This is a genomic window from Streptomyces sp. NPDC002446 (genome assembly GCF_053595675.1).
Genome location: NZ_JBSFYC010000022.1, coordinates 21,163 through 38,052, shown reverse-complemented (window position 1 = coordinate 38,052; position 16,890 = coordinate 21,163). Strand labels below are relative to the sequence as shown.

Annotated in this window: 14 protein-coding genes; 1 reads left to right on the top strand and 13 read right to left on the bottom strand. The window is 72.6% G+C overall.

Annotation, left to right across the window (positions count from 1 at the left end; genetic code table 11):
- Positions 1–143 precede the first annotated feature (143 nt).
- The 3 genes from ACWD6P_RS15155 to ACWD6P_RS15145 all read right to left on the bottom strand — a co-directional run bounded on the left by ACWD6P_RS15155 (position 144) and on the right by ACWD6P_RS15145 (position 5,076).
- The gene (locus tag ACWD6P_RS15155; protein ID WP_451444527.1) at positions 144–3,905 is read right to left on the bottom strand and encodes a chromosome segregation SMC family protein; all 3,762 of its coding nucleotides are present in this window, start codon (positions 3,903–3,905) and stop codon (positions 144–146) included.
- Between the two features lie 303 nt (positions 3,906–4,208).
- Entirely contained in the window at positions 4,209–4,412 is a 204-nt protein-coding gene (locus ACWD6P_RS15150) for a hypothetical protein (protein ID WP_006602857.1), read from the bottom strand.
- Between the two features lie 382 nt (positions 4,413–4,794).
- A complete protein-coding gene (locus ACWD6P_RS15145) occupies positions 4,795–5,076 on the bottom strand; it encodes an acylphosphatase (protein ID WP_362922016.1) in 282 nt (93 codons plus the stop codon).
- A gap of 178 nt (positions 5,077–5,254) precedes the next feature.
- Here ACWD6P_RS15145 and ACWD6P_RS15140 point away from each other — a divergent pair, with 178 nt between their 5' ends.
- On the top strand, positions 5,255–6,190 hold the full coding sequence (locus ACWD6P_RS15140) for a CAP domain-containing protein (RefSeq protein WP_451444526.1): 936 nt from the start codon (positions 5,255–5,257) through the stop codon (positions 6,188–6,190).
- 122 nt (positions 6,191–6,312) lie between these two features.
- Here ACWD6P_RS15140 and ACWD6P_RS15135 read toward each other — a convergent pair whose 3' ends face one another.
- The 10 genes from ACWD6P_RS15135 to ACWD6P_RS15090 all read right to left on the bottom strand — a co-directional run bounded on the left by ACWD6P_RS15135 (position 6,313) and on the right by ACWD6P_RS15090 (position 16,709).
- Positions 6,313–6,537: a hypothetical protein gene (locus ACWD6P_RS15135; RefSeq protein WP_451444525.1), complete on the bottom strand. Its 225-nt coding sequence runs from the start codon at positions 6,535–6,537 to the stop codon at positions 6,313–6,315.
- A 54-nt stretch (positions 6,538–6,591) separates the two neighbouring features.
- Positions 6,592–7,539 (bottom strand): bifunctional DNA-formamidopyrimidine glycosylase/DNA-(apurinic or apyrimidinic site) lyase, encoded by a 948-nt coding sequence (gene mutM / locus ACWD6P_RS15130; RefSeq protein ID WP_451444524.1) that lies wholly within the window; start codon positions 7,537–7,539, stop codon positions 6,592–6,594.
- A 78-nt stretch (positions 7,540–7,617) separates the two neighbouring features.
- Positions 7,618–8,436 (bottom strand): ribonuclease III, encoded by an 819-nt coding sequence (gene rnc / locus ACWD6P_RS15125; protein ID WP_451444523.1) that lies wholly within the window; start codon positions 8,434–8,436, stop codon positions 7,618–7,620.
- Positions 8,437–8,455: 19 nt separating this feature from the next.
- Positions 8,456–8,629, bottom strand: coding sequence for a 50S ribosomal protein L32 (gene rpmF / locus ACWD6P_RS15120; protein WP_028802425.1), 174 nt, complete (start codon positions 8,627–8,629; stop codon positions 8,456–8,458).
- A gap of 2 nt (positions 8,630–8,631) precedes the next feature.
- Positions 8,632–9,294 (bottom strand): YceD family protein, encoded by a 663-nt coding sequence (locus ACWD6P_RS15115; RefSeq protein ID WP_451444522.1) that lies wholly within the window; start codon positions 9,292–9,294, stop codon positions 8,632–8,634.
- A 134-nt stretch (positions 9,295–9,428) separates the two neighbouring features.
- Positions 9,429–10,547, bottom strand: coding sequence for an ATP synthase F0 subunit B (locus ACWD6P_RS15110; RefSeq protein ID WP_451444521.1), 1,119 nt, complete (start codon positions 10,545–10,547; stop codon positions 9,429–9,431).
- A 128-nt stretch (positions 10,548–10,675) separates the two neighbouring features.
- The gene (gene coaD, locus ACWD6P_RS15105; RefSeq protein WP_451444579.1) at positions 10,676–11,158 is read right to left on the bottom strand and encodes a pantetheine-phosphate adenylyltransferase; all 483 of its coding nucleotides are present in this window, start codon (positions 11,156–11,158) and stop codon (positions 10,676–10,678) included.
- Positions 11,159–11,184: 26 nt separating this feature from the next.
- Positions 11,185–11,784, bottom strand: a complete 600-nt coding sequence (gene rsmD / locus ACWD6P_RS15100) for a 16S rRNA (guanine(966)-N(2))-methyltransferase RsmD (RefSeq protein ID WP_451444520.1) — start codon at positions 11,782–11,784, stop codon at positions 11,185–11,187.
- 230 nt (positions 11,785–12,014) lie between these two features.
- Positions 12,015–14,993: a helicase-related protein gene (locus tag ACWD6P_RS15095; RefSeq protein WP_451444519.1), complete on the bottom strand. Its 2,979-nt coding sequence runs from the start codon at positions 14,991–14,993 to the stop codon at positions 12,015–12,017.
- Between the two features lie 57 nt (positions 14,994–15,050).
- Positions 15,051–16,709 carry a DAK2 domain-containing protein gene (locus tag ACWD6P_RS15090; RefSeq protein ID WP_451444518.1) on the bottom strand — a complete coding sequence of 553 codons (1,659 nt, stop codon included), beginning with the start codon at positions 16,707–16,709 and terminating at the stop codon, positions 15,051–15,053.
- Between the last annotated feature and the right edge of the window lie 181 nt (positions 16,710–16,890).

Here is a 16,890-nt window from a genome sequence, read left to right as displayed (position 1 = left end):
AAATTTGTTTCGCGGGTTGCCGAGTGGGCGTTCGTTCAAGTTGTGAACTGACGCGGCGTCGGACACTCCGCGCGATCAATTCCGGTGCCGACGGCCGGAATAAAACGCGACCAATACGGACATAGCGGAGCGATCTCCTGCGGTCAGTGCAGCCGCTGGCTGATCACCTTCGACACGCCGTCCCCTTGCATCGATACCCCGTAGAGCGCGTCCGCGACCTCCATCGTCCGCTTCTGATGCGTGATCACGATCAGCTGGGAACTCTCCTGCAGCTCCTCCATGATCCGGATCAGCCGCTGCAGATTGGTGTCGTCCAGCGCCGCCTCGACCTCGTCCATCACATAGAACGGGCTGGGCCGGGCCTTAAAGATCGACACCAGCAGCGCCACCGCCGTCAGCGACCGCTCACCGCCCGACAGCAGCGACAGCCGCTTGACCTTCTTGCCCGGCGGGCGCGCCTCGACGTCCACCCCGGTCGCCAGCATGTCGTCCGGATCGGTCAGCACCAGCCGCCCCTCACCGCCCGGGAAGAGCCGGGAGAAGACGCCCTCGAACTCCCGCGCGGTGTCGTGGTACGCCTCGGTGAAGACCTGCTCCACCCGCTCGTCGACCTCCTTGATCACCTGCAGCAGATCGGCCCGGGTCTTCTTCAAGTCTTCAAGCTGTTCGCTCAGGAACTGATGCCGTTCCTCCAGGGCCGCGAACTCCTCCAGCGCCAGCGGGTTCACCTTCCCGAGCTGCTGATACGCCCGCTCGGCCGCCCTGAGCCGCTTCTCCTGCTCGGCCCGTACGTAGGCCACCGGCTGGTTGCGGGGGTGCTCCGGATCGTCCGGCAGGGTCTCGCCCTCCGCCGGCGGCGACGGCGGTACGGGCTGATCGGGGCCGTACTCCGCCGTCAGCGCGGCCGGCTCCACCCCCAGCTCCTCCAGCGCCCTGGTCTCCAGCTGCTCGATCCGCAGCCGCTTCTCCGCGCCCAGCACCTCGCCGCGGTGCACCGAGTCGGTCAGCTTGTCCAGCTCGGACTTGAGCTCCCGGGCCACCTTGCGCTCGGCCACCAGCGTCTGCTCCCGCTCGGCCTTGGCCCGCTCCGCGGCCCCCCGCTCCTCCTCGGCGCGCACGACCGACACCTCGACATGCGCCAGCAGCTGCCGGGCCCCGGAGGCGACCGCCCCGGCCACCTCCGCCTCATGGCGCAGCCGGGCGCGCCGCCGTTCGGCCCGCGCCCGCGCCTCGCGCTCGGCCCGCGCCCCCCGGTCCAGCGCATCGGCCCGTCCGGCCAGCGCCTTGACCCGCTCCTCGTGCGTACGGGCCTGGAGCCGGGCCTCCATCTCGGTCTGCCGCGCATTGGCCCCGTCGGCCGCGAGCCGGTCGCGTACGGAGGTGTCGGGCTCCTCGTCGCCGACCCCCGGCTCCTCCTGGGCCACCGCGAGCCGCTCGGCGAGCTCCTCGGCCTCCTCGGTGGCCCGCGCCAGCGCCTCCTCGGCCCTGGCGGCCGCCGCCGCGGAGCGCTCGGCCTCGCCCGCGGCCGCCCGCGCCTGCCCGCCGAGCCGCCCCAGGTCCCCGGCGACCTTCGACTTCTCCCGGTCCGCCGCCCGCCGCCGCTCCGCCAGCTCCTCGACCAGCGCGGCACACCCCGTACGGCGCTCCGCCGCCGCCCGCTGCGCCTCGGCCAGCTCCGCGCAGCGCGCCGCCAGCTCCTCCAGCTCCGCCGCCGCCTCGTCGACCGACGCCTGCACCTCCAGCAGACTCGGCGCGCCGGCGGAACCGCCCTGCGCGAAGTGCGCCCCGAGCAGATCGCCCTCGCCGGTCACGGCCGTCAGCTCCGGCCGCGCGGCCACCAGATCCTCGGCGTCCTCCAGCGTCCCGACCACCACGACGTCCCGCAGCAGCCGGGCGACCGCGGCGGTCAACTCCGCCGGCCCCCGGACCAGTTCACCGGCCGGTACGGGCGCGGAGCGCGGTCCGGGGACGCGGTGTACGGCGACCTCGGAGGCACCACCGGCACCACTGGCACCACCGCCACCGCTGGCACCACCAGCACCACCGGCGCCACGCGGCTCATCGGCCCTTTCGGCCCCGCCTCCCACCGAGACCCCCACCGGCTCGACGGCTTGCGCGCTCGCTCCCTCCTCCACGGCCCGCGCGGGCCCGGGAACCAGCCCCTGGGCCGTCCCGCTCGGGCTGCCGCCGTCCGCCAGCACCATCGCCGCCCGCCCCGCGTCCTGCTTGCGCAGCAGCCGGATGGCTTCGGCCGCGGTGGCCGGGCCGGTGACGGCGACGGCGTCCGCGGCCGCGCCGAGGGCGGCCGCGACCGGGACCTCGAAGCCGGGGGTGACGGTCAGCAGCTCCGCCGCCGGGCCGAGCAGCCCGCCGAGCTGCTCGGCCGCGGCCAGCAGGGCCCCCGTACCGTCCTTGCGGCGCAGCCCGAGGGCGAGCGCGTCATGCCGGGCGGCGGTCGCGGCGCGCCTGCGCTCGGCCGCGGTCAGCGCCTCCCTGGCGGCGCTCAGCGCGGCCTCCGCCTCGGCCAGCTCCCGGCGGGCCGCGTCATGTGCCGCCGCGCTCTCCTCGTCGTCCGCGTCCAGCCCGTCGACCTCGGCCTTGAGCTGCTCGTACTCCTCCTGGGCGGCGGCCGCCCGCTCCCGGGCGCCGTCCCGGGCCTCGGCGAGCCGCCCGATCTCGGCCTGCGCGGAGGCGGCCCGCCCGCGGGCGGCGGTCACCTGCCCGCTCAGCCGGGCCAGCCCCTCGCGCCGGTCGGCGATGGCCCGCGCCACGTCCCGCAGCCGCCGCTCCTCGTCCGCCAACTGCCGCTCCAGCCCGGCGCGGTGCTCGACGGTGTCCTCCAGCGCCCGGCTCGCGGCGTCCAGCGCGGCGGTCAACTCCGCCTCCTGCTCGCGGATCCGGGCCGCCTCGCGCTCCATGTCCTCGGGGTCGCGCCCGCGCCGCTCCTCCGGCGGGGCCGCCGTGGCGCTCTTGACCCGCGCCTCGGCCAGCGAGATCGTGCCGCGCACCCGCTCCGCGAGCTGCGACAGCTCGTACCAGGTCTGCTGGGCCCGCTGCACCCGCGGGGTGAGCGTACGCACCTCCTCCTCCAGCGCCGCCTCCCGCTGCTGGGCGGTGCGCAGCCGCTCCTCGGCGGCCTGCTTGCGCTCCTTGAGGGCCGCCTCGTCCGCGATCTCGGCCCGCAGCGCCGCGCGCAGGGTGACGAGGTCGTCGGCGAGCAGCCGCAGCCGGGCGTCGCGCAGATCGGCCTGGATGACGGCGGCGCGCCGGGCCACCGCGGCCTGCCGGCCCAACGGCTTGAGCTGGCGGCGCAGCTCATCGGTCAGGTCCTGGACACGGGCGAGGTTGGCCTTCATCGCCTCCAGTTTCCGCAGCGCCTTCTCCTTGCGCTTGCGGTGCTTGAGCACGCCGGCCGCCTCCTCGATGAACGCCCGGCGGCCCATCGGATCGGCGTGCAGTACGGAGTCGAGCTGCCCCTGTCCGACGATGACGTGCATCTCCCGGCCGATACCGGAATCGGAGAGCAATTCCTGGATATCGAGCAGCCGGCAGGTATCCCCGTTGATCTGGTACTCGCTTCCGCCATTGCGGAACATGATCCGGGTGATGGTGACTTCGGCGTACTCGATCGGCAGTGCACCGTCGGAGTTGTCGATGGTCAGCGAGACCTCGGCGCGGCCGAGCGGCGGGCGCCCGGTCGTCCCGGCGAAGATGACGTCCTCCATCTTCCCGCCGCGCAGCGACTTGGCTCCCTGCTCGCCCATGACCCAGGACAGCGCGTCCACGACATTGGACTTGCCGGAACCATTGGGACCCACGACACAGGTGATACCCGGCTCGAACCGGAGTGTCGTGGCGGAGGCGAAGGACTTGAAGCCTCGCAGGGTCAGACTCTTGAGATGCACGCCGTTGGACTCTACCGGCCGCCCCTCGGCGGGCCGCCCCAACATTCCGGGTCCGGCCCCCGGTCGCGTACGGCCCCCGGGTATACCGCGCCGTTCATTTTCGGTTTCATCGAGGAAAGCGCAGGGCACATCATGCGGTAAGGAAGCGGCGGCACGGCTGAAGTGGCCGCGCGGTTTCGCATTTCATACCGGAAAAGACGAGCCGGGAAACGACGAAGGGACGCCGAAGCGTCCCTTGCAGATCTTGAAGAGAGCGGTGCCTCAAGCGGCTGGCGAGCAGCCCTGCCGGCCCTGGGGTTGGGGTCAGGTGAGCGCGGGCTCCGCCTGGGGTACGTCGATGTCGAGCATCGAGTCGTCGCGACGTGCGGCAGCGGACAGCATGTCGTTTTCGGCCTGCATCCGGATAAGCTCGGATTCAAGGTCTTGGACGCGCTGCTGAAGCCGTCGCATCTCGGAGAGGACTCGGGGGTCGGAGCCGCCGACGTAACCGAGAAGCGCCTTTGCCATGATGGATGGTCCTCCACAATGAGTGACCGACCGAAGCGGTGTGGGTCGTGAGGGATTCGCACCCGCGGTGCTTGTCATTCTCTGGTGTACTCAATGCCAAACAGCTAAGGTGCGCGGGGATTCCAGAGTCTCACCAAACGGTTTGACGGTCAACACGATCACGCCCCGTATCCTCGGGCACCTGAGAGTGCGCGGCCGCGAGGGCGCTGCGCCGACTCCCCAGAAAGGTCCCGCGGGGGCGTAGAGATCATCCGTACAGCGGCAGCCTTGCACGGGTCGGCCGAGTTGGCAACCACCAGGCCTTATCTCCCGTAAGCAGCTGACAAAGACGCACCGGAAAGATCGCCCGCGAGGGCCGTTCCGGAGGGGCCCGAGGGCCCGGTCAGCGGATCTCGAAGCCGTCGTAACCGCCCCGCGGCGTGGCCCAGATCTCAGTGACTCCGTCGACCCGCCCGGGCGTGTCTCCGGTCCGCAGCCACTCCAGCAACTGGTCGCACCGGTCCTTCGGCCCCTCCGCGACCACCTGGACGCGGCCGTCGCCGAGATTCACCGCGAATCCGGCGAGTTCACCGATGCGAAGGGCGTTCGCACGGGTGAACCAGCGGAACCCGACGCCTTGGACCTGACCACGCACCCACGCGGTCACACGGACATCCTCGTTCATGTGTGCACGTTAACCGGCCAATTGCTCAACGGGCGCGTCGGCCCCTTGTGCCATGGCGTACAGTCCCCCGACAGCGAGGCTCACCCGTTCGGGTGAGTCATCTTGACGCCGAGGAAGGCTGTGCGGCGGTAGCCGCTCCAGTGGAGCCGGTGCTTGCACCGGGGAAGGAAGACAGCGGATGGGCCGCCATCGACGCTCTGCTCCCCACGCGCCCGAAGCCCCCGGTGCGGGGCCTGTTGACGCACCGCCAGCCGCACGGCCCGGCGCGCCCGCCGCGACGGCACGGCACCGTTCGCACCGCGCGGCGCGCGGCCGCGGCCCGGTGCCGGTGCGCACCGGACTGCTCGGGGCCTCCGCGGCGGTGGCGATGGGAGCCGTGGCGGTCGCCTCCGGACTGATCCCCGGCGGCGGCCAGTTCGACGGCGATGCGGGTGACGGTCGGGGCGAGCGGGTCCGGGCCGACGCCCTGCCGGAGGCCACCACGCCGATGGGCGGGCTCTCGGCGGACCCGTCCGACCGCGCCGAGGACCAGGCGAGCCGCGGCGGCAGCCGCCCCGCCGTCCCGCGCACCGACCGCCCCTCCTCCCCCATGACGCCCTCCACGTCCCCCTCGCCCCAGCGGCCCAGCAAGTCCCCCGCCGAAGAGACCGGTTCGCACCGCCCCGCCGAGCCCAGCGTCCGGCCGTCCTCGGCCGCGCCCGAGCGCACCGCGACCCCGTCGAAGACTCCGGACGCCCCGTCGTCCGCGGAGGCCCAGGTCCTGGCCCTGGTCAACCAGGAGCGCGCCCAGGCCGGCTGCTCCCCCGTGACCGCGGACAGGGAACTGGCCGGTCTCGCACAGGAATTCAGTGACGACATGGCCGCGCGCGGTTTCTTCGACCACACCGACCCGGACGGCGACACGCCCTGGGACCGCGCCCGCGACAAGGGCGTCACCAACCTCGGCGGCGAGAACATAGCCCGCGGCCAGGCCAACGCCCAGTCCGTCATGGACTCCTGGATGGACAGCCCCGGGCACCGCGCCAACATCCTCAACTGCGAGTACAAGACCCTCGGCGTCGGCGCCCACTTCGGGCCGGGCGGCCCGTGGTGGACCCAGGACTTCGGCTTCTGAGGTGGCTTCGCCCCGGACCGCCGGCTTCCTCAGCTGCCCGTCCGGAGCGTCCCTCGAACGGCCGTCCCCGCGGGGCGGGGTAAGGACAGGGGCGGCGGCCCGGTCATCCGTGTCTCTCCGGCTCAGGGCTGCGTCTGGTCGACCGGCCAGCCGCGCTTCGCGGAGAGCCGGGCGACCCTGCCGGCCAGCTCCTCCGGTACGGTCACGCCCATCCGCCGGGCGGCGCCGAGGCGGTGCCTGACGATCCCGAGGATCCAGTCCAGCTGTTCGTCGCTGCGCGACGCGAACTCCTCAAGCGCCTCTTCCATGAGCTGCTGCCGGTCGATGCTCGCGGCGTCCTCTGTCATGGGCGCTGAACTTACCTGCGGTGTCCGCCGCGGTACATCCGCGGCGGGCAGGAGTTATCCGACTGCTACGTTCGGGCGCGGCCGCGGCGGTCGCTGGCAGCGGGGGCAGAAGTAGCTGGAACGGTTCATCCAGGGGCGGCGGCGGATGGGGGTGCCGCAGCGGCGGCAGGGCTCGTCCTCCCGGCCGTAGGCGTCCAGGGAGCGGTCGAAGTAGCCGGACTCGCCGTTGACGTTCACATAGAGGCTGTCGAAGCTGGTGCCGCCGACGGCGAGCGCGGCGTTCATCACGTCCCGTACGTGGCCGAGCAGCTCGGCGGTGCGCGGGCGGGTGAAGCCGGCGGTCGGCCGCTCGTAGTGGAGCCTGCTGCGCCACAGCGCCTCGTCGGCGTAGATGTTGCCGACGCCGCTGATCAGCGTCTGGTCGAGCAGGGCTCGCTTGATGGTGGTCCGGCGGCGGCGCAGCGCGTCGTGGAAGGCGGCGTCGTCGAAGGCCGGGTCGAGCGGGTCGCGGGCGATGTGGGCGATGACGTCGGGGAGGTGCTCGGCGTCGCCGGGGACGGTGTCGTGCAGCGACAGGCCGCCGAAGGTGCGCTGGTCGACGAAGCGGAGCTCGGTGCCGAGGGCGTCGTCGAAGCGGATGCGGATGCGCAGGTGCTTCTCGTCGGGGGCGCCCTGCGGCTGGACCAGCAGCTGGCCGCTCATGCCGAGGTGGGCGAGGATCGCCAGGCCGTGGGTGACGGACGGCGTGACGAGGGGGGCGATGCCCTCGGCGGCACTCTGCGCGGCCGGGCCGCCTCCGGTCACCGGCAGCCACAGGTACTTTCCGCGCCGCCGGGCCGTGCCTATGCGCAGTCCGGTGAGCCGGGCCGCGAAGTCGGCGGCACCGGCCGTGTGCCGGCGGATCGCGCGCGGGTGGCGCACCTCGACGGCGTCGATCGTGCGCCCGGTGACCCAGCGCTCCAGTCCACGGCGGACGACCTCGACCTCGGGCAGCTCGGGCACGGAGCACTCCTCGCGAAAGACTTCTGACCCCGTCCGGGGCGACGTGCGGTCGCCGCGGACGGGGTCAGAAACGGTGATTCAGTGTGCCGACGACGAGGCGTCGCCGGCGGCCGGAGCCGAGCTCTCGGCGGCCGAAGCCGCCTTTGCCGCCTCGTCCGCCGCGGCGCGGATCGCGCGCCATGCGGACTCGGCCGCCTGCTGCTCGGCCTCCTTCTTGCTGCGGCCGGTGCCGGTGCCGTACGAGACACCACCGACGCGGGCGGCAGCAGTAAAGGTCTTCTCGTGGTCCGGACCGGTCTCGGTGACCAGGTACTCCGGGACTCCGAGGCCTTCGGTCGCGGTGAGTTCCTGGAGGCTGGTCTTCCAGTCCAGGCCCGCGCCCAGGCTGGAGGACTTCTCGATGAGCGGGTCGAAGAGCCGGTGCACCAGCTCGCCGGCCGCGTCGAGGCCCTGGTCGAGATAGACCGCGCCGATCACCGCTTCGAGGGTGTCGGCGAGAATGGATGCCTTGTCCCGGCCGCCCGTGCCCTCTTCGCCCCGTCCGAGGCGGATGAAGGCGCCGAGGTCGAGGCCGCGGCCCACCTCGGCGAGCGCACGCGAGTTGACCACCGCGGCCCGCAGCTTGGCCAGCTGGCCCTCGGGCAGGTCGGGGTGGATGCGGTACAGCGTGTCGGTGACCACCAGGCCGAGCACCGAATCCCCGAGGAATTCGAGCCGCTCGTTGGTGGGCAGACCGCCGTTCTCGTATGCGTACGAGCGGTGCGTCAGCGCACGCACCAGAAGGGCGGACTCGAGCTTGTACCCGAGCCGCCCTTCCAGAAGCGTGTGGGACGAGGCCGTGTCCGCCGGAGTCGGTTCATCCCCGCGAGTGCGGGAAGTCGAGTTGGCGTCTGACATAGAGCCTGTCACCAGCCGCTCAGACCTCGAGGACCTGGCGCTTGTTGTAGGTGCCGCAAGCGGGGCACGCGATGTGCTGCTGCTTCGGCTCGTGGCAGCGCTCGCACGCCACCAGGGTGGGGACCGCAGCCTTCCACTGCGACCGGCGGTGGCGCGTGTTGCTGCGCGACATCTTCCGCTTCGGAACAGCCACGGCTACTTCTCCTGCTTCTCGTCGACGCCCGCTTCGGCGCCGCCCATGTTGTCCTTCTCGCCGTCCTTGACGGTCCCGGCGAGTCCCTGCAGTGCCGCCCAACGGATGTCGACGGCGTCGTGGTGGTGGTCCGGGTCGTCCGCCAGCCGCGCTCCGCAATCGGAGCACAGGCCCGGGCAGTCGTCCTGGCACACCGGCTGCATCGGCAGTGCAAGCACCACCGCGTCACGCAGCACGGGTTCGAGGTCGAACAGGTCGTCCTCGAGGAAGAGGGTGTCCTCCTCGTCCTCGGCGTCGTCGCCGGCGTCCTTGTCATGGACCCTGGCGTCGGCGTCGGGGTAGGCGAACATCTCCTGGAAGTCGCTGTCGAGCTCTCGCTCCAGCGGCTCCAGACACCTTACGCACTCCCCCGCGACGGTTGCACGGGCGGTACCTGTGACAAGCACCCCGTCCATGACCGACTCCAGGCGGAGCTCAAGCTCGACCGGTGCGCCCTCGGGCACGCCGATCACCTCGTTGCCGAGGTCCCGGGGGGCCTCGACGGAGCGGGAGACCCTCTTGAGCGCACCGGGACGCCGGCCCAGCTCACGTGTGTCGAACACGAGAGGGGAGCGGTGGTCGAGGCGGGCGTTGATGGCTTCCTGCTTTCTCCGGGGTTTTTGCACCGCCCGAATTCCCTTGGTGAAATCCGGGCAGCCGAGATCGCGGATCATACGCGCGACCGAAGAGCCAGGATACTGGACGGGCCCCGATAGGCCCAATCCGCTCCCGGTCGCTCCGGTCCCGGCTGCGGGGCCGCCTACTGGCGGCCCTCCTCGTACTGCCGCAGCTGATCGAGGTTGATCATGCTGGTGTCGAAGAGGCTGGTCTCGTCCAGCGCGCCGGCCTGTGCGTGGCCGTGCTGGCCGTGCTGCGCCTGCTGGGGCACCTGCTGCTGGAGGTAGGCGTTCGGGTCGTAGCCCTGCTGCTGGGCCTGCTGCTGCCAGTCGTAGCCGTACGGGTCCTGGTGCTGCTGGGCGTACGGGTCCTGCTGCGGCTGCTGATAGCCGTAGACGTCCTGCTGCTGGTAGGCCGCCGGGTCCGCGTAGTAGCCCTGCTGGGGCTGGAGCGGCTGCTGGTGCTCCTGGGGCTGCTGGGGCTGGACCTGTGGCATCTGGGGCGTCTGCGGGTCCTGGTCGGCGCCGATGCCCGCCAGACCGGCCAGGTACTCGGCGTCGGCCTGCGGCCGGGCGGCGTGCGGGTCGTCGCCCTGGGCCGCCAGATGCACGCCCAGCTCGTCGATCGCCCGCGCGCCCTGGAGCTTGTCGCGGCCCCGGCCGACCGCCTCCAGCGTCTTGGTCAGCACGGCCTGGAACGCCCCGAACTTGGCGTCCACATACATGTCGGCGCGCTGCTTGAGGGTCTCCGGGTCGGCGCTGCGCTCGGGCGCCTCAGTGCCGTCCTCGTCGGGGTACCCCTGGTCGTCGAGGCCGGAGCCGAGGCCGAGCAGCTTCTCGCGGCCGCGGTCGACGGATCCGATGGTCTTGGTGAGCACGACCTCGAAGTTGGCGAGCTTGCTGTCGACGTAGTCGTCGGCCTCGGCGCGGATCTCCTCCGCCTCCCGGCGGGCCTCCGCGAGGATCCGGTCCGCCTCGTCCTGGGACTGCCGGGCGACCTCGGTGTCGGAGATCAGCGAACCGCGCTGGGCGTGTGCGGACTCGATGATCCGCTCCGCCTCGGCGCGCGCCTCCTCGACCATCTGCTCGCGCCCGCCGAGCAGCTCCTGCGCCTGTGCGAGGGAGCCGGGCAGCGCCGCGCGTACCTCCTCCAGCATGGCGAGCAGCTCGGCGCGGTTGACCACGCACGATGCCGACATGGGCATGGACCGGGCGCCGCCGACGGTCGCGACGATGTCGTCGAGCTTCTTCTGCACGTCCACCTTGGACTCGCCACTCTCTGAGGGGTTGGAACGACGGAACGGGTCGACTGTACGTCCACGGGCCCGCGGCCCGACACCAACTGACGCTCCGTCAGTCGACGTCCCGGCCGGTGCGCCGGGGACCGGGGTCAGTCCTTCTTGCGCAGCCGGTCGGTGAGGGCTTCGAGGACGAACGGCGGGACGAGGTGGGAGACGTCGCCGCCCCAGGCGGCGACCTCCTTGACCAGGCTGGAGGACAGGAAGCTGTAGGTGGGGTTGGTGGGGACGAAGAGCGTCTCCACGCCCGAGAGGCCGTTGTTCATCTGGGCCATCTGCAGCTCGTAGTCGAAGTCGCTGACGGCGCGCAGGCCCTTGACGATCGCGGGGATGTCGCGCTGCTTGCAGAAGTCGACGAGCAGGCCGTGGAAGGACTCGACCTCGACGTTGCCGTACTCGGCGGTGGCCCGGCGGATCAGGTCGATCCGCTCGTCGACCGTGAACAGCCCCTTCTTGGACTGGTTGATCATGACGGCGACGTGGACGACGTCGTACAGCTTGGAGGCACGGGCGATGATGTCCAGGTGCCCGTTGGTGATGGGGTCGAACGACCCCGGACAGACGGCGCGGCGCAACTCGGGTTCCTCGCTCTCCGATCCGGTCATGACACGCTTGCTGACGTCGATTCGGCGGACGTCGAAGCGGCGCGACCGTACCAAAGCGTCCCCTCGCCGTAGCGACGGGCCCTGATCGCTTCAAAACCGTCCGGCCATGGGAACGTGCCGCCTCTGGTGCTCCGTTCCACGGTGACGAGTGCGTCGTCCGTCAGCCACCCCTGACCACGGAGTGTGAGCAGGATCTCGCACAGGTCCTGGTCGGTCACCGCGTAGGGCGGGTCCAGGAAGACGATGTCGTACGGGTCGCCCGGGGCCGGTGCGGCGGCGGTCTGCTCGGCCTTTCCGGCGCGGACCTCGGCGCCGGGCAGGCCCACCGTGCGGACGTTGTCGCGGATGGTGCGTACGGCGCGGGCGTCGGCCTCGACCAGCAGGACGTGCGCGGCGCCGCGGGAGAGGGCCTCCAGGCCGACCGCCCCGGAACCGCCGTAGAGATCGAGCACCCGGGCGCCGTCCAGCGGCCCGTCGAGCGACTCCCAGGTGGAGAACATGCCCTCGCGCGCCCGGTCGGACGTCGGGCGGGTGCCGTTGCCCGGTGGCACGGCCAGGCGGCGGCCGCCGGCCGTACCGGCGATCACGCGGGTCATGGGCCCCGTCCTTACGTGGTGCGTGGTCGGTGTGGGTGAAGGGGGAGCCCGTCGGGCTCCGCCCTCCACGATATTCCGTCGGCCGGCGGCGGGCGCCCGGCGGAAGGGCCCGGCAGGCGCCCGCGCCAGTGATCTCCCCCACGCCCGGGCTGCGCGCGGGCGGCCTCCCCCGCCCGGCGACGGGCCCGCCGCCTGCCCAGCCGTCCCGTGCTCCCCCGCCCCCTGGGCCCTCAGCCCTTGTCCAGATACTGCTCCCGCTCCTCGTCCAGCAGGGCGGACAGCGCGATCCTCAGCTCCGGATAGCCGGCCAGCTCCGGATCGGCGGTGACCAGCGTCGTGGCCTCCTCACGGGCGGCCGCGATGATCTCCTCGTCGTCGATGACCGTGAGCATCCGCAGCGAGGAGCGGACGCCGGACTGCGCCTGCCCGAGGACGTCGCCCTCGCGCCGCTGCTCCAGGTCGATACGGGAGAGCTCGAAGCCGTCGAGGGTGCCGGCCACGGCGGCGAGCCGGGCGCGGGCGGGGCTCGCCTCGGGCATCTCGCTGACCAGCAGACACAGGCCGGGCGCCGATCCCCGGCCGACCCGGCCGCGCAGCTGGTGCAGCTGGGAGACGCCGAAGCGGTCCGCATCCATGATCACCATGGCGGTGGCGTTCGGGACGTTCACCCCCACCTCGATGACCGTCGTGGCGACCAGGACGTCCAGCTCGCCGGCCGCGAAGGACCGCATCACCTCGTCCTTGTCGTCCGGCGCCATCCGGCCGTGCAGCACCGCCACCCGCAGGCCGGCGAGCGGGCCCTTCGTGAGCTGGTCGGCGATGTCGAGGACCGCGAGCGGCGGGCGCTTCTCCGCCACGTCCTCCGGTGAACTCGCCTTTGCCGCCGTCCCCTTGGAGCCGGACGCGCCCTTCTTGGCCCCCTTGGGCGCCGTCTCGTCCTCGTCGTCGCCGATCCGCGGGCACACCACATAGCCCTGGTGCCCGGCGGCCACCTCCTCGCGGACCCGCTCCCAGGCGCGCGCCAGGAAGTGCGGCTTGTCCTTGGCGGGCACCACATGGCTGGCGATCGGCGAGCGCCCGGCGGGGAGTTGGTCCAGGACGGAGGTCTCCAGATCGCCGAAGACCGTCATGGCGACCGTGCGCGGAATGGGCGTCGCGGTCATGACCAGGAGGTGCGGCGGCTGTTTGCCCTTGCCGCGCAGCGCGTCGCGCTGCTCGACACCGAAGCGGTGCTGTTCGTCGACGACCACCAGCCCCAGGTCGTGGAACTGCACCTTGTCCTCGATCAGGGCATGGGTGCCGACGACGATCCCGGCCTCGCCGGTGACCAGGTCGAGCAGCGCCTGGCGGCGGGCCGCGGCCCCCATGGAGCCGGTCAGCAGCACCACCTTGGTGCCCTGTTCGGCCCCGCCCAGCATCCCGCCCTCGGCCAGCTCGCCCATCATCTCGGTGATCGAGCGGTGGTGCTGCTGGGCGAGCACCTCGGTCGGCGCGAGCATCGCGGCCTGGCCGCCGCTGTCGACCACGCCGAGCATGGCGCGCAGCGCGACCATGGTGTTGTGCGTGACGGTGAAGTGGTCGGTCACATAGGCGTGGTCGGGGTGCGCGACGCTGATGCACTGGACGGGTTTGCGGCCGATGTGCTCGATGGCGTGGATGGTGCGGCGCAGGCCCACCCCGCCGCCGGACGCCGCGTCCGGGAGCGCCATGTGGACGTCGTACGCACCGTCCCGTACGGGAAGGAGCTGGGCACGGCCGCCCAGCGAGCGCACCAGCCACGCCAGATCGCCCGCCAGCGGGCCGGGCGCCGCACGGAACACCTGCGCGCCACCCGCGGACGCACCCCCGGCGTCCCTCAGCCCCTGCACCACGGCCAGCCGGTCCTTGAGCGGCGCGTGGCGATAGGCGTCCGGAACCCGGCCCCCGTTGTCCGCCAGCGCCTTCCCCAGCTCGTACGGATCCAGCGGCCGCTGCCCGCCGCCCTCCAGATCCACCGGCACGATCCCCGGGACGGACCACTTGGGGCGCCCGTCGGCGCCCAGCAGATCGCCGCGCAGCTCGCGCGTCGTCAGCACCCGCTCCCCCGTCCCGCGGGCGGCGACGATCCACAGATGCTCGTCATCGCACTCGACGGCGCTGCCGTCCGACAGCACCAGCCGCCACACCTCGCGCTCCCCCTGGGGGAAGACGCCGTCCACGACGGCGAGCTCGCCGCTGGGCACCACCACCTCCGTGCCGACGGCCATCTCCCCCATGGGGCGAAAGCCGCGCGGGGTGAGCACCAGGGCGTCCAGCGGCTGTGCCTTGCCGGAGCCCACCTCGCCCTGGAGGAGGCGGTGCATGGGGTGTTCGGTCGCCAGGTCGTCGAAGATCTCCCGGCTGACCTTCTGCTGGCCGTCGGTGAGCGTGAAGGGCAGCTTGGCGTCGAAGGCGTCGAGGATGCCGTCCTTGACCGACTTCCTGGCCACGGCGGGGAGTTGGGTGTCGGCGAGGCGGCGCCGGGCGAGCGCGACCTGCATCACGAACGCCTCGTCCCACTTCAGCCGGTCCCGCGCAGCGGCGATGTCGGCCTTGCTCCCGGGGCGGTGGATCTTGAGCAGCGCCTCGGTGAGGGGGACCAGCGAACGGCCCTCGCGCAGCGCCTCGGGCAGCGGGTCGACGGCGTCCGGGGCACTGGGCAGCACCGCGTCGACCGCCTTGGCGATCTTCCAGGACGCCATCTGCTGGCAGGCCGGATAGATCGGCATCAGCTGGCTGGCGAAGGCGCTGACCGCGTCGGACCCGTCGCCGTCGGCGCGGTCGAGGAGCTCGTATTCGGGGTGGGCGAGCTGCAGTTTGCGGTTGAAGACGGAGACCTTGCCGGCGAACATCGCCCGGCGGCCCGGCACCAGCTCCTTGTGCGGCTTGTGGATGCCCTTTCCGAAGAAGACCAGCTGGAGCCGGCCGCTGCCGTCCGTGAGCGTCACTTCGAGCCGCTGTCCCCGGCCGGCGTTGAATTTCAGCACCCGGGAATCCGCGACCTGCGCGACGACCGTGACATGTTCGTCCAGCGGGAGGTCCGCGAGGCGGGTCAGCTCGCCGCGCTCGGCGTAACGGCGCGGATAGTGGTGCAGCAGATCGCCGACCGTGTGCAGGTCGAGATGCTCGGCCAGCACCTTCGCGGTGGTACCGCCGAGGATTTTCTTCAGGGGTTCGTCGAGCGCAGCCACGCGTCTATTGCACACCACGCCACTGACAATCGCGGTTCACCCACCGGCACGGGGCGCTCACTCCACGCCGATGAGCAGCGGCGCGGCGTGCTGGCCGCCCTCGTAGACGACGGTGTCCACGGCGAGGTGCTTCTCGCGGACGTGCCGCTCCAGCCGCTCGCCGAGGGAGCCGGGCGCCGTGGCGCCGAGGACCAGGGTCACCAGCTCTCCGCCCGCCGACAGCATGCGGTCCAGGACCGTCATCGCGGTGCGGGTCAGGTCCGAGCCGATCACGGCGACATCGCCGTCGATCAGTCCCAGGACGTCCCCGGCCTGGCAGACCCCTGCCATCGTCCACGACTGCCGCTCGGCGAGGGCCAGCTCGGCGTAGCGGGTGGCGCCCGCGGCCGAGGTCATCGCGACCACGTCCTCGTCGAAGCTGCGGCCCGGCTCGTGCACGGCCAGCGCCGCCAGGCCCTGGACCGCGGAGCGGGTGGGGATCAGCGCGACCCGTACGCCTTCGGTGCGGGCCTGTTCGGCGGCGGCGGCCGCGGTGTGCCGCAGTTCGGGGTCGTTGGGCAGCAGCATCACCTCGCGGGCGTGCGCCTGCCGGATCGCCTGCACCAGCTCGCCGCTGGCCGGCGGCTCCCCGGGGCGTACGGACACCGGCGTGGCCCCGGCTTCCGCGCACAGTCCGGCGAGCCCGGCGCCCGGCACCACGGCGACCACGGCACGGGCCGCGATCGCCGGCTCCTTGGCGCGGGTGCCGGCGCCGAAGTGGGTGATGCGGATCCGGTACGGGCGGCCCGCCTCGATGCCGGCCTCCACCGCGGCGCCCGCGTCGTCGACATGGACGTGGACGTTCCACAGGCCGTCCCCGCCGACCACCACCAGGGAGTCCCCGAGGCCGTCGAGCCGGGTCCGCAGCCGCGCCACGGCGGCGTCGCCGGCCTCCAGCAGGTAGATCACCTCGAAGGCCGGTCCGTCCGGTTCCCCGCAGCCCTCCGCGGCCGTGCGGACCGCGGCCTCGCAGCCGGCGGCCTCGGGGAGCGGGGCGTCGGCCCGTACGGCGACCGGGGCCGCCGAGACCTTCCCGCCCAGCGCGTCGGCGAGCGCGCCCAGCAGTGCGACGAGTCCGCAGCCGCCGGCGTCCACGACGCCCGCCCGGCCGAGGACCGCGAGCTGCCCCGGGGTCGCCCGCAGGGCGCTGCGGGCGCCCTCGTGGGCGGCGCGGGCGACCTCGGCCGCACCGCCCGCCTCGCCCGCGGCCCGCTCCGCGGCGTCGGCCGCCGCGGTCGCGACGGTCAGCACAGTGCCCTCCACGGGGTGCGCGACGGCCTCGTACGTCGATGCGGCGGCCCGGCGCAGGGCCCGCCGCAGCGCGTCGGCGGAGCCGTCGGGGCCGCCGCCCGCGGCCGCCAGCACCTCGGTCATCCCGCGCAGCAGCTGCGCCACGATCGTGCCGGAGTTCCCGCGCGCCCCTATGAGGGCGCCGTGCGCCATGGCACCGATGGCGTCGGCGAGTGCGGGGGCGGTACCGGCCGAGGCGTGCCCGTCGAAGGCGGCCTCGACCGCGCGGGCGGCCGATTCGAGCGTCAGATAGAGATTGGTGCCGGTGTCGCCGTCGGCCACCGGGTAGACGTTGATCGCGTCGATCCGCTCGCGCTCCCGGCCGAGCGCCTCCAGGGCCAGCCCGCACCAGGAGCGGACCGCGGCGGCGTCGAGCGGGTAGGGCACGTCGTCCTCCTGGGTCGCGGGATGCACCGCACAGTAGCCGCGCTCGGGTGGGGAGGCCGGGGCGGGGGCCCGGGGGTGCGTGATAGTTTCGTTCTACGGGAGCGGTCGTTGTATGCTGCTCCGGTTGCCCGATGCGAATCGGGCCATTTCCTCTCCTGACGGTGCCGGTCGGGCAATGCAC